Genomic DNA, 13,851 nt, shown 5'->3' with positions numbered 1-13,851 from the left:
ATGAAAAATAAGGAAACAAATGATGTATTTCTTATTTTTTTATTCAATTCTTTAAAGGTGTTTATTTACTTGGTTTTACATGAAAAACAAGAAATATAAAAGATAAAATTATTGGTTTTTTGAACTATTGAATTCAGTTGCAATTATAGGACACTCAAGAAGTTTCTTACTAAAAACTTCTTGCTTTGATTTAAATACATCAAAATCTTTGGTGTGTTCATCAAGCTTCTTGTTGATGCTTTCAAATTTCTTATCAAGATTCTTATCAAATTCAACAAATCATGGAGGGGCTATTTGAGGTTCTTCTGGTTTACTAGGTGGATTATTTTTTATTATCACTCCCCCCCTTTCCCTATTTTAATGGTTATATCGCCATTATTGTGGTTTATTGTTTTTTTAATTATGAACTCTGAATGGGGATCTTTTGAATTAATTCTTTTTTACTCGATGATTCATTCACAAAACCTTCTAACATTAATATATGTATGATAATCAGTATTATTTAAAATATTTTTCAATCTTTAATTAATGGTTTGTTAAAGTTTGATACATCATCTTTGCGTGATAACCTCTTTCTATCGCATAAACATACTTTATGATGTGTATTATAAACATTGTCATCTACTCTAATGAAAAAATGAATAATGCTATAATTATTTTATTAAAGGTTAGATAAAAATATAGAAATGGATTTAACTAAATATTATGAAAAAAGTAGAAAAATTAATCTCAAAAGAAGAATATATTGAAAAGGTTACTCCACTCATAAGAGAAGAGGTTTTAAAAGGTGTTCTAAAATCTAAGAGTAAATTACCCAAAAGAGTTGGAATTACATCTCGTGCTTCATTCCGATTTGTTGCATTTTTATTAAAGGTTGCTGGCCTTTCCCTTGTTATTACTGCGATTTACTTCTTATTTGTCTGAAGAAATAAAAACGTACCTGAATACGAAGCTCAAAAAGTTGTTATATTCTTCGTATTGGGCGCAATACTTTGAGTTGTTGGTTTCATTATGTCTTTGATGAAGAAAAAAGGGATAAGAAAATTAGGTGTTATTTTTGGAGAGAATATGGATCAGCAAAAGATTTATGAGATTGCAATCAACTCCTTCCCTAATTTTTCACTTTATGACATCAATTACGATGAAATTAGGAATGGATTATATGAATATAATCATCAAATACCGAGTGATGCAACAATATCAAGCTTTTCACCATCATTCTTAGTTAAGTATAAAGATAAATATATTGTGCAATTTCAATCCGCGCAATTTAATTGAACTAGAACTGTTCAAGATAAAGATGGTTCTTATGAAGAAGTTTATTATGAAAACTCTAGTTTCATTCAATTAGAGGGAGATAAAAATAATACTGATTTCTTATATACAATGAAACAACGTTCTCTACTTAAAAAAATTGAATTAGAAAATAAAGAATTTTTAAGACTAACTAAATATCGTTCTAACAACGAAATAAAATCAAGGATGGCATTTACACCTTTAGCAATGGAGGAAATAGTAAAACACCTACTTAAAACACCTGCAGAATTCAAGCTAACTAAACAAGAAAGAAAATATGTATTTTCAGCAATAACAACAGAAGATTGTTATGTGATCAAAGCTCAGATGGGCAAGACTATTGAACAAACAGTTCAAAACTTTATTAACGATATAATTTCAGATTTTTATCACTTTTATGAAGTTATAGGTGTAGCTATAATTCCACCTATGTTATAGAAGAAAAAGTGTATTGATTATTTTAAAAAGCTGATGAAAAGCACCGACTTATGTTGGCGCTTTTTTAATGCGGTTTATCTCTTGGTATACTTTGCAAGGATAATCCTTAGTTTTTTATTAACTATTTTTTAAAACTCTTAATGGTGTTGTTTCATTATTCTTGTACAAAAAGTTCTTTTATTATTTGAAGATTTTTTATTTTAGGTATACCATCTAATTCCAGTAATAAAGAAAGCAATTAAGTTCATGCTCTAATTATTTTTTATAACCGCTTTTGCAAAAGTGAATTAATGTGTATTTTGTATAAAGAACAAAATAGTTTTTTAATTTATTCCGGTAATATACAATCTCATGTGTTTGTTGAATTCTCTTTGGTTTTAAATTTAAGGTTATTACCAGAAAAAATATCGGTGATATTAGTGATATTGATATCGTTTGGTTTCAATCCATATGTAACACCTTTTATTTTCATTTCTATTCTAAGTTCCGTGATCTTCTGTAAAGTTTTTATTATTTTTAAAAGTTCTTCTAAAGAATCTGAAAAATAATCTCGTATGTTTCAAGAGAGTGATGTATCATTTAAATCAGTATTATCTGTATTATCACACTCCAAGCAAAAGATTGCTAATGAAAGGGGGTTATTTTTTATTGAATTTACAACATTCGATTTAATATTGGGGATATATTTTTCTGCATAGTCGAGTTGCATTGCATTAGAGAAACCTTTGCTAAAATCCCCATAATTAATTACCTTACCCTTATTTACCCTGTCTCAGCCTTCTGATATGTTTATATAACGCGCATCTCCTTCTCGATTGATTTCTTCCAACCTTTTTGAAACTCATAATGTATAAAAAATTCACCTATCTTTCGTATTGGGGGTATTTTCCACAAATTCTTGAATATTTGCACGCGAATATATAAAAGCTTCATAAATTTTATCTAATGAAGAATTAGAGTGAGGATATGGAAATCTAAATTTATGAATAAGAACACGTTCTTTATTTACATCTTTATTTAATGTGTTTAAGAAGTTGTAGATTTCATCATTTGTGAGTGCACTTAAATTAATTAAATTTCAATCAATGCCCATTTCGATTGCTAAATCAATAGCTTCAAAAGGGTTAATTTTAATGGCATTAAGTATTTTCCCATAAGATAGATAACTTCCACTAATGTTTATATATTTTTTAAAATTATGAGCATTATCAATGGGAAAACTACCTTTTTTTAATCTAGGATAGAGAAATGCAGGCCCCTCATCTAAACCAAAAAGATTTCTAGATTTTATAATAACGGCATATTCATTATTGAATTTAAATGATTTATTTAGGGATATTTTGATTAATTTAAATTTTTCATCATCTTCAAAAACGTTGCCAATTAAATACTCAAAATTCTTAAGGTAAATATCAAAAACATCTTTGGCGTATTTTTTTAAAAAATATACAAAAACTAAATCAAAATAATTTATTTCACCTTTTCAATAAATAAAAGATGTGAGGAATTGATTATTTACGTTATTTATATCTCTTGCGCTCAAAAATTTAAAAAGATTCAATTTATCTATGTTATGCTCCGCCATTTTTAAATCGTTAATAAAAGTATCTTGTAGATAAAAATTCTCTTCAGTAAAAATATGGTTGATAAAATTATTGAAAACGTTTTGCGAACCATTTTGAGTTTCTAAAAACATAACTTTACAATTAAGTTTTGATGACAAATGTTGAGGAATGCTTTGAGTTGTTTCAAAAATAAATCTTGTATTCTTAGGGAATATATTTTTAAGGTATCAAGTAATTGCAAAAGCCAATTGTTCATTTTTAGTGAAATTTATTTCTGTAATACCAAAAACAAAGCCTTTCCTTTTTCATATCTGAGATGCACCAATTATTAGTCAACCTATCACAAACAAAAATAATGTTACAATTGCGACTGAGGATAAAGCTATTCCTGTTGTAAGCGGGGCATCTTTGAACACCTTTTCTTCCACTAAAATTGGAATCACAAGAGTTAATAATGATAAATAAGGCGCGAATATATACTTTGCAAATATTTTAGGTAATAATTTTAAAAATAAAAACAATTTATGCAGGAATGGAAGTTGTGTAAAAATTCCTGAGAAAGGCTTTTTTCTATGTTCAAAGGTTAAAATATCCACTTCTCCATATCAATATTCATCTTTGGTTGCGCGTTCCGAAATAAATGTTTTACCAGAACCGTAACCACCCTCCAATATCACGTTGCTTGTTTCTAATAATTTCTTTAAATATTTAATTTCTTGTTTTCGTTCTTCTGTTTTTTTCATTTGTAAATCCTTTATTTTAGTTTGTTTTGTAATATGATTATAAATATAAAACATATGTTATTTTTAATATATTCTACAAATTCCGAAAAGAATTGCTCTTTTGTTGTTTAAATATTTTTATGGGCGGTACAAACACCGATATAAAATTTATGTTTGTAAAATTATTTTGCATTTTATTTTTCTTATTTTTATTAATATGTGAACAAAGACACAAGGTAATTTTGAGTTTTTATAACAGGGTGTTTTATTTTGTTTTCGGCAACTAAAATCAATTATTTTTTATACTGAGTTTTACATAAAAAAACAAACAACCTGAACTTTTAAATAACTCTAAATCTTTCTTTGGGCATATTTCGATCGCCAAAAAAATTAAGTGGATTAAATGTGTCTAAAGGATTTTTTGAGCCAACATTTTGTTCTATGGTTTGCAATAAGCAATTAATATCAATGTCTTTTTCGTTCAATGCTTCGACAAAATAATCTCCGCCCCTACCTGTTTTTCGATAAATAGTTTTCTTATTTTTCATATTTGAATTATAAAGTTATATTATCATTTCTAATGCAATGAAAAAGAGCGATATTTAATGGTCTTGTATTATCTCCAAAAACATTTTGAAATATAAAATTAATTTCATATGTCTTAGGGATATTATGATTGATATAAAATAAAGACAATTAAATTATTTCTTACTTTTATGGTGGATGTTAAAATAATAGAACAAATTTAAAAAGGAGTCTATATGTCAAAGAAAAGAAATAGAATACGAAAAAGGAATCAAAATAAAATCAAACGATCCAAAACAAAGGAAGTTACTCAGGAAATAAAAGGAAAAATGGAGTATGTCTTTAAAGTTGCAGAGGAATGGAGGTATAAGAACAATGATAAACCAATAATTGATATGAAGCAAAAATATATAACATATTTAAGTGATGTTGTTATTTTTTGCAATAAATTAGAATGAACAAGCAACAAAGACTTCATACTTAAAACTCAACAAATAATCGTTATGACTTTTTTAGAAATGAATGCTCATTTAAATTTTTCACACATTGGACTTTCTAATTTAGAATTAGAACTTTGTTGACATTTTTTTGCGATAAAAGGAATGTATGGAAAATGAATGGAATTTGTTAAAAAATATGGTCGACAATTATATGGAATTCAAAATGGGCATGACAATATATTTTTCCTAGGGATGGTCATGAACTTCCATTTCGAATGATCAAGGATGGAATACAAACTAAAAAAAGTTGAATCTATTCAAATAAAAAAACAAGAAAGTATAAAATTTTTGCAAGAAAATCTCTCAAGAATAAATGAAATAAATATTGGGGCTGATAGCTCATATTGAAGGGGAAAACTAAAACTTTTATTGTTGAATGTATTCTCGTATAAAGCAACATGAACCTTTATAAAGGAAAATATACTTAGGTTCAAAAAAGATTTTATGGAAATAAAAGAGATGATTAATTTGATTGAAGTTAAAGAAGGATATTCTGTTCTATCGAGGTTATTTTGATGAATCATAAAAAAAGAATTAAAAAATTTTAATTCGAATACAATGTTGGTTCATTACACAAAGATAGAGAATCTTTATGCTATGCTTGAAACGAAGTCATTAAAGTTCACGGAATTGAATAATTTAAATGATGAAGATGAAAATCGTCTATTAAATAACATAAGTAAAAATAAGATATTCTCGCTATCATTTTCGAATAAAAAAGACTCGCTTGATCTTTTTGGTAATTACACAGAAATGGAAGGAATTGCTATAGTATTTAAGTCTCAAAAAACAATAGAAAAATTAAGGCACATTTCCTTCAGGGATCAACAAAATATAAGTGTAATCCCATTAGGAATTGGAAGTATTGAATATAACAATGAACCTCAAAAAATAATAAACGCTATAAGGTCGGAAATTGAATTATCTTTTAATGGAATTATCCCTCTTAATTTTATTCTAGATGGATTGAACGAAGCTGAAACTCTTTTAAATTATTTTTTTAAAAGAGAGCCATGAGCTTATGAAGCTGAAACAAGGTTTACAATCGATATTCCACATTATATACTTGAAAGTCAACTGCTTTCAGGCAAGTACAATAAAAATAAATCATCTTTATTTTTAGATTTTGATATTAGTGATGGAATTATTGAAAAAATAATTATTGGTCCGCAAATTAAAAGAAACCCATTTAAATTGAAAATGCTTAAAGATCTTTTGGAAAAATACTCTATACCTAAAGAAATTATTGAAAATACAATGGCAAATTACAAAGCGTAATGCATTGGACGAAATGAATGAGATGCCAATATAAGTTATCGTCAATTACTTTCTGCAATATATATTATGAGTATTCCCATTGAGTTCTAATAACAAAGAATAATTAAATTTATATCTATATTTTTCTTTGTTGAAAGTCTTCTTAGTAAATACAAAACCAGTATGTGTTTTGTATATAAAAAAACAAGATTATTCTTGATTTTTATGGGGTTAGGTTTTATGATTGCATTACATATTGTCAGGAATTTTATTTGGAGTATCTATCGAAATATAAAACATAAAACAAATTGAATTATAGTTTTCTAAAATATAAACAATAAATAAACCAGTAAAATGACTTGGATTCAATATCTATAAATTCTAAAATAGAACAGACTTAATGTATTTAACGCTTTTAAAGTTATTTTTATCAAAGAAATCAGTAGCGCGTTCTTTGTCTAAGTCAGTTAAAAAATAAAATAAAATAGATTGATTTTTATCCAATTCTTTAATATATCCCTGATCTTGAGAACCTAAGGAAAAACCAAAAAATACTATTTGATTGTATTTATTTGTGCTTAAAAACTTATTTAGTTTTAGGAGGTTGGATTTAATTTGTTTACAATATAATTTTTGTCAAAATTCACCACTATGGTCATCATTCCCATATAGTCCTCTTGGTCTATCATTTTTTGAATCGTCAGAGTGGCCAAATTGAATATCCCCTTTAATATTTCCGTGAATGTGTAATATATTACCCTTTACGTAGTTTGTATAATTAAAATTAATAAGACTATTTGATGAGTCTAAAATTAAATGCTTTTGATTGGAGTTTTCCAATGCATTTTTAATTCAAGATTTTACGAGATCATTTAAGGCTTCCGAAAAAATAAAATTATCACGAATATCTTCATCAACTGCTAAACTAATTTCATGTTCTATATGGTATTCTTCTTCTCATTCTCCAGAAATATTGTAGCTTGCATTATCCTTGAATTGATTAACCATTTCTTCGAATATCCCCTTAGATAAAAACATTTTATCCTCTAAATGATTTCAATCATTCTCGTCTTTTAACCCAAACGATTTTTCAATTTTCTTCAATGAATCTTGATTTTTGTTTGTGATTAACCATTCTTTAAAGTCGGTAAACTTGGTTTGTAATCCCTCTTGCAAATCATACCCATTACCAATGATATACAAGGTATTTTTATATTTATTTAACATGTATTAATTATAGTCTTAATAGCACCACTTTCCATACACATCCATATAATCAATTTTTTGTTATCTGAGTGCTCTTTGTAGTATGGGTTGTAAGTGTTATCTCTAAATTTTAAGGAGTATAATTAATTTATATAGATAGGAAAGAGGAAAAATGAAAATAATTTCAAGAGGTAATGAATTCGAAATAGATGATAGCTTAATGGAACCGGGGAAACACACAATTATTTTTGGTCCAAATGGTTCGGGAAAAACGTGTTTAGCATCTGCATTTTTACACGAAACTGATCCAAATAAATTTAGGATCAATGATTTGATGGGCTTGGTAGAACCGAATATAGATTCTATTAATAAAAGTAAAAACCAAAGAGAAATTATTGAGCTCAATACAACTCAATTTAATAATATCTTAAGAAACAATGGGAATATATTGATTTCTAAGAATGCAAGTGAAATCCAAAAATTAACAAATATATTTAATGTAAATACAACAAAAATAAATCTTGCAGCATCTGTAATCAGAAAAGAATTAAAAGAAGCGGGTATTGATGCAAATATTTTTAAAAAATATTTTAAAAATAGGGTGGGCTTTATTTCTGGAGTTAAACCCGAGCATTTTTCTAAATGACCCAATGAACAAATGAAAGAAGTCGAGAATAAAAGGAAGCACTTTTTTACCGAATTAGAAATAGCAGGAATTAGAAAATTAATTCAAGAAATACAAGAATATTTTGATGGGTTAAAATCAAAGGTTATTAATATAATGGAAGAGAATTCATTTAAAAATAAAATTCAGCCTCATAGTTTGGAAAATTACGAGACTCTATTTATTCTATTGAAAGACAATGAAGGAAGTTTCAATATTGATGGTGAATGTCCTTTTTGTGGGGCTAAATGTAATTATAAAAATCTTATAAATGAATTGAAAGATGCAATTCAAGATGTAAAAAAACAAGGTGGAGAAGAATTTAAAAAATTGAAAAAGCAATTTGACGATTCAGACATCGCAACTGATATGCTTATTTTATGAGTTGACGATGGTGTGAATTACCCTCTTGATTGTACATTAGAAGAGTTTGATAGTAAATTTGGAGGTGTTCAAGAAGAAGACTATATGAAAATGTTACAATCTATATCTCCAACCCTTCGTGAAACTATAGACATCTCACATCAATTGAAGAAACTGGATGATGATGAACCTGAAATAACTCCAGAATTTTTGGATGAGTTTAATAAACTTATCAACCAATTTTATACATTATCCACAATGGATATTGGCTTAAGTGTTGAAAATAAAAAGATAAAAATAACAACCCCCAGCGGAGAGCTCAATGAACAAATATTATCCACATCAATGCTGAAAGTATTTTGCTTTTGTTATGAGTACGCATACCTAAAAACATTGGTAGATCCAATTATAATAGTTGATGACCCAAGTGACAGTAACGATATAAAAAATATTAAGTTCCTTAGAGAGAAATTGGGGATGTTGTGCACTAAATTAAATACTGTTATTATATTAACTCATGATGTTCAATTTATTAAGGAGTGAGAAGATGAATAAATTTCAAGTAAAACTACTCTCATTTGATAAAAATAAGAAAGTGAAGATTCTTAAAGATCTTGGTAATGAGAATTTGGATTTCTCTATACCAAAAGCAATGGGACGAATTAAAAAAAGTGTTCAATGAGAAGATATTGTCATTAGAATTATGATTGCAAGAACACTGGGTAAAGAGCAAAAATATGTTAAATTAAACAGAACTAAAAATGATATCGAAGAAGTTGAGAAATATATCTGGAATGGCGGATCTATTGTTATGCATTATTTTGATTTTGTTGATAAAGATTGGGTCGCTGAGTGAGTTAAAGACATTTGTTTAGCAGTTGATAATAATGAAACGATAAACTCCGTTCCGGATTTCAATAATACTTTGGAATTAATTGAATCATTAATTACATTTATTAATGCAAATCAAATAGATGGGGTTACAAGCGAACCTATAAAGAATATGCTAAATGCATGTAAAGTGAGGATTATATTCGAATCGCTTCACTCGCTTGGAGAGGCTTTCAAAAGAAAAGAATATAAAAATATATGAAATAGGAAAAGTAAATCCAATTGAACAAAAAAAGAAATTCAATTTGAAAATAAATATTCGTACATTTATAATAATTTAGCCCATTCAATTGAAAATGCATCTTTTTACTATATAAGTATAAATGCTGAATTCTTAAATGATTCAATGAACGCGGTTTTAAAATTAAAAACTGATTTACAACCATAAAAATAGGGATAATTCCCTTGTTTTTTTATTAACTATATTTTAAGTCTTAATAGTGTTATTTCATTATCCTTACATAATAAGTTCTTTCTATTATCTAAATGTTTTTGATTGTGAGTATTATCATCGAATTATAATAAGAAAAATAATTAAATTCATATCTATCTTTTTTTGCATCAACCGACTTTCATGAGTGTGAAATTAGCAAGTTCTTTGCATAACAAAACTCAAGATTATTCTTGGGTTTTAAAATTAATAGTTAAATGGAGCAAAAGACGATATATATTTTTTTAAAAATCTCATTGCTGTTTTTAAGTTTGGCTCAAAGGAATTGAATTCATTTGTATCAGCATACATTCAAACAACTCATTCAGAATCTATTCTTATATTAGACTTATTGATGGGGTAGAAACTAAGTTCTTTAATTAAGTTTTTTATATCCTGGAAAATTATAGTTTTAGACGCTAGGAGTTGGGACAAAAATAATCATTCTTTATTTTTAATTATTTTTGTCAACATGCTCTCCGAAGGTTTTTCTAAAGCAACTTTATTTTTTATAAAAAAATCTAACAAGTGGATCTTCTTCATTTGTGAGTCAGTATTCTTGTAAATTTTTAATAATTTATTAATATATTCTTTTTGGATATTTCCAAAAACATCATCATGATTTAAAATTTCTAGAAAGTTAAACGGAGTGTTAAGTCCCATATCACTAGTCACAATATAATTTATAGAAAAATTAAGTAAAAGTTTTAATAACTTTTCATCTTTAACAATCAAATTCTTCTTTTCAGAACTTTGTCAAGTTTTTAAAACTCATTTATAAAAAGTTGTTTTCTCTTTTTGTTCGCTTATGCCAGAAATGGTATTTAAAAATATGTTTCTTGTTGTTTTCAAGATATCTTCCTCTTTGCTATCTTGAATTTTAATTTCGTCTAAAAGCAAATTTCATTTATCATCATCCTGATAAGCGGATACTTTTTTGAGAAAGTTTTTTTTATAAGTGTAATTCTCTTCTAATTTTTCCTTGTTTATTGATAATTTATATTGGTTAAGGATCTTCGCTAACTCCTTTGAAGTCTTTATGAAATCTTTTTTAGAATTAAAGTAAATAGTAAAATCATCTGCAAAGCGATGAACATGCACATCGATATCTTTGATGAATTTATTAAGAGTGAGTAAAATTTCAGTCAATATAATTTCAGAAAATATCTTTGATACTATTGGACCTGTAGGGATCCCGTTTGTCATATTACCTGAAATCCATCTTATTTTAGTATCCAACACACTAGAAACCTCTTCATTAATATGTGTCCACTCAATTGAGTGTGTGTAAATAGAGTCATAAAACTTTGAGATATCAATGCTTTTGTTGAATTTGTACATTGAATCTCTCTCTATTTCCTCGTACATGCTTGCTTTAAAACTTTTGTGTGGAGTTAAACCTAGGGGTTTTAATTCAATCAAATTCAAAAATTCGTTATTTTGAACTATTTGATATTGAGATACTTTTTCTAATTTATTGACCTCTTTTAAGAAATCTGCGATTTGCTTTTGGTTACTTTTTATAAATGTGTTAAGTTCCTTTAAGTTGACTCTATCAACAAATGAAAATGTTCTAAAAAATAGTGAGTTGTGGTCTTTTGTTGCCAATACCTTTACAGGATCTAAGAAAAAATTTGGTCTTTTTTCGGTGACATTCACCTCTCTTTTTAAATGACCTTTTGGTAATAATTCAGGCCCTATCCCATATTCAAATCAATCATTTGTAGATATTTTATTATTCATAATTAGTTCCTCTTTTCTAGCATATTTATACAATATACATTCCTTATTATAAACAATGAAATATAAAACTTAAATTAATCATTTTTTCTAGCTATGAGGATACTAATGAGCTGCGCACTTAAATATTTTTTTAATTTAAAAATACATTAAACAAAAGGAGAGTCTTAAAATGTTATTTTATGCGACAATAAGAATATAAAGCAATAAAAAAGGGGGTTTTATGAAATGAACAGAAAATGAATTAATCATTTGTTATGGATATCATAATGAAAATGGCTACAAACTTAATAATGAATGATACTTTCAAAACTTAAAAATATTTCAAAAAGAACAAAATAGGACTTGGGATAATTGTTTAAGTACGTTTAGGATTAAACTTTTAAATATTGATTCTCATTTTAAAGGTAAGTTAAAATCTGCAAGTAATTTTGGCAAAAGTGTTCTTTTTAAAACAACGCTTGAAAAGTACGGAGAGCGAGGGATGCTTAAAAAATATAATGAGTTTAAAGAGTTGGCGAAAAAGGAAAGGGTTATCATGGAAAATACAAAACCTTCAAAACAAAATAATTTCGTTGATATTGATGCTATTGATGTTGATATTAATGAATCGATTGTTGAATCATCAAAGAAGGCGAAGGTAAAATACAAAACCACAACATTGAAACAATATCTAAACGACGTTAAAAATAATAATTATAGTGTTCCTCTATTTCAAAGAAAGTTTGTTTGAAGTAAACAACAAATTATCGGTTTTCTAAATGCTTTGAATACTGGTTTCCCATTTGGTTCTATCACAGTTTGGCAAGAACAAAATTTTGGGAAATCAGTTTTAGAAGAAAGAAATAAAATTGTAGAGGAATATAAAACAACAAAAGAAAATGAAACAGGTGTCTACAAGTGAATACTTGATGGACAACAAAGAACAACTAGTATAATTGCAAACTTAGTAAATCTAAAAAATATTAGAAAGACTAAGGATATCATTTATTCTTTTGCTGATGCAGAGTTTAAATCGTTAGATAAATATGATATGAATTACATTCTAGCTAGCGATCTTCTTGATGGTTCCATCAAAAGCATGGCGCTAAAAAAGAAATATGGCATTGAATTAGATGAAGCTACATATATAGTTGAGAATTTAAGAGAAGAATTTCTATCTACCCCCATTGGGATAACTTTAGTCAAAGATGCTGAATTAAATACGGCAATTGATATATTTACTGAAATGAATACAACAGGCAAAAGACTTTCATTATTTGATATTGTTCATGCAAAATGGCAAAGTAGAGAAATCAAAAAAGATTTGGAAGGAATAATTAAAGGGTGGTTAGAAGAATCATATTACAAACCTGATTATTTAGTTGTGGCCAAGGCTATGTATTTGGTTTTCAATAAGAATAATGTTAGCTCAAAAGAAATAATGAAATACGAAGTTTCAAAACAAGATTTAGATAGTTTAGAAGCCACATTAAACTCTATGAAGATGGCTGATGACTTCTTGGTTAACTCAATGGGATTTAAACCAGAATTAATACCCTCATCAAACTTATTGAGAATCCTAGCATATGCATATCATGAAAATAATAACCAACCATTTGATGCAGATGTTCAAAAGATGTTGGAAAAATATATAAGAAGTATTTGCTTACAAAACTTCTATTCAAGTTCAACTGATCAAAGAGTCAAACATAATATAATTGATATTGATAATATTCTAAAAAACAAAAAAATCAATAAGGATAGAGAAGTTGACGATGTAACTTTTGAAGACATTTTCAAATTAACTTATAACGATGGTTCTTCAAGATACTTATTTATTTTAAATAAATTGTTTAACAAAGCAAGAAGTTTAAAAAACAATAAACAAGTTCCTGTTTTTGCAACTGCAACCAAGAATGCAAAAATAAACATCCATCACATCGTGCCAAAATCACTTTATTTCGAGGGTGTTCAAGTTGAAAAAATGGATTATGGTAATTCTTTAGCTAACCTCGCTCCAATTCTTGAGACTGAAAATCAAAGCATTAAGAATAAGTATCCGCAAGAATATTACATTGAATATAAATCAAAAAATCCAGATTTAGATAATTCATTGAAAGATATGTTAATCAATAATGAGTATATGGAAGAAATATCAGAAAACACACGCAAAAGAACATTAATTAATTTTTGAAAAGAAAGAGCTGAACAAATAGCTAAATTGGTTAATAAATAGAAATAAACGGACATAACCTTGGTTAGGTTAATTTTT

At 27.1% G+C, this 13,851-nt stretch carries 10 protein-coding genes; 5 read left to right on the top strand and 5 right to left on the bottom strand.

Going from position 1 to position 13,851, the window contains the following annotated elements; translation table 4 throughout:
- Positions 1-108: 108 nt before the first annotated feature.
- Complete coding sequence (locus ACOMC1_RS02735) at positions 109-339, bottom strand: hypothetical protein (protein WP_420331111.1); 231 nt, start codon at positions 337-339, stop codon at positions 109-111.
- Positions 340-705: 366 nt separating this feature from the next.
- Between ACOMC1_RS02735 and ACOMC1_RS02730 the strand changes: the two genes are divergently transcribed.
- The gene (locus ACOMC1_RS02730) at positions 706-1,734 is read left to right on the top strand and encodes a hypothetical protein (protein ID WP_420331110.1); all 1,029 of its coding nucleotides are present in this window, start codon (positions 706-708) and stop codon (positions 1,732-1,734) included.
- Positions 1,735-2,062: 328 nt separating this feature from the next.
- Here the strand turns inward: ACOMC1_RS02730 and ACOMC1_RS02725 are convergent, their stop codons facing one another.
- Complete coding sequence (locus ACOMC1_RS02725; RefSeq protein ID WP_420331109.1) at positions 2,063-4,042, bottom strand: hypothetical protein; 1,980 nt, start codon at positions 4,040-4,042, stop codon at positions 2,063-2,065.
- Positions 4,043-4,362: 320 nt separating this feature from the next.
- Positions 4,363-4,569, bottom strand: coding sequence for a hypothetical protein (locus ACOMC1_RS02720; RefSeq protein ID WP_420331108.1), 207 nt, complete (start codon positions 4,567-4,569; stop codon positions 4,363-4,365).
- Positions 4,570-4,782: 213 nt separating this feature from the next.
- On the opposite strand from ACOMC1_RS02720, the gene ACOMC1_RS02715 reads away from it, so the two are divergent.
- The gene (locus tag ACOMC1_RS02715) at positions 4,783-6,324 is read left to right on the top strand and encodes a hypothetical protein (protein WP_420331107.1); all 1,542 of its coding nucleotides are present in this window, start codon (positions 4,783-4,785) and stop codon (positions 6,322-6,324) included.
- 360 nt (positions 6,325-6,684) lie between these two features.
- On the opposite strand, the gene ACOMC1_RS02710 is transcribed toward ACOMC1_RS02715, so the two are convergent.
- Positions 6,685-7,530 (bottom strand): AbiH family protein, encoded by an 846-nt coding sequence (locus tag ACOMC1_RS02710; RefSeq protein ID WP_420331106.1) that lies wholly within the window; start codon positions 7,528-7,530, stop codon positions 6,685-6,687.
- Between the two features lie 151 nt (positions 7,531-7,681).
- Here ACOMC1_RS02710 and ACOMC1_RS02705 point away from each other — a divergent pair, with 151 nt between their 5' ends.
- Positions 7,682-9,091, top strand: a complete 1,410-nt coding sequence (locus ACOMC1_RS02705) for an ATP-binding cassette domain-containing protein (protein ID WP_420331105.1) — start codon at positions 7,682-7,684, stop codon at positions 9,089-9,091.
- Positions 9,084-9,815 carry a hypothetical protein gene (locus ACOMC1_RS02700; RefSeq protein WP_420331104.1) on the top strand — a complete coding sequence of 244 codons (732 nt, stop codon included), beginning with the start codon at positions 9,084-9,086 and terminating at the stop codon, positions 9,813-9,815. The genes ACOMC1_RS02705 and ACOMC1_RS02700 overlap by 8 nt, the downstream gene beginning before the upstream one ends.
- Positions 9,816-10,064: 249 nt before the next feature.
- On the opposite strand, the gene ACOMC1_RS02695 is transcribed toward ACOMC1_RS02700, so the two are convergent.
- Complete coding sequence (locus ACOMC1_RS02695) at positions 10,065-11,600, bottom strand: RNA-directed DNA polymerase (RefSeq protein WP_420331103.1); 1,536 nt, start codon at positions 11,598-11,600, stop codon at positions 10,065-10,067.
- Positions 11,601-11,820: 220 nt separating this feature from the next.
- Here ACOMC1_RS02695 and ACOMC1_RS02690 point away from each other — a divergent pair, with 220 nt between their 5' ends.
- Entirely contained in the window at positions 11,821-13,815 is a 1,995-nt protein-coding gene (locus tag ACOMC1_RS02690) for a GmrSD restriction endonuclease domain-containing protein (protein ID WP_420331102.1), read from the top strand.
- Positions 13,816-13,851: the final 36 nt, after the last annotated feature.

Source organism: Mycoplasma todarodis (assembly GCF_965212735.1).
GTDB classification, from domain to species: Bacteria; Bacillota_I; Bacilli_A; order Mycoplasmatales; family Metamycoplasmataceae; genus Mycoplasma_K; species Mycoplasma_K todarodis_A.
Note: the sequence above shows the minus strand (reverse complement) of the source record. Positions and strands in the feature narration are given on the sequence as shown.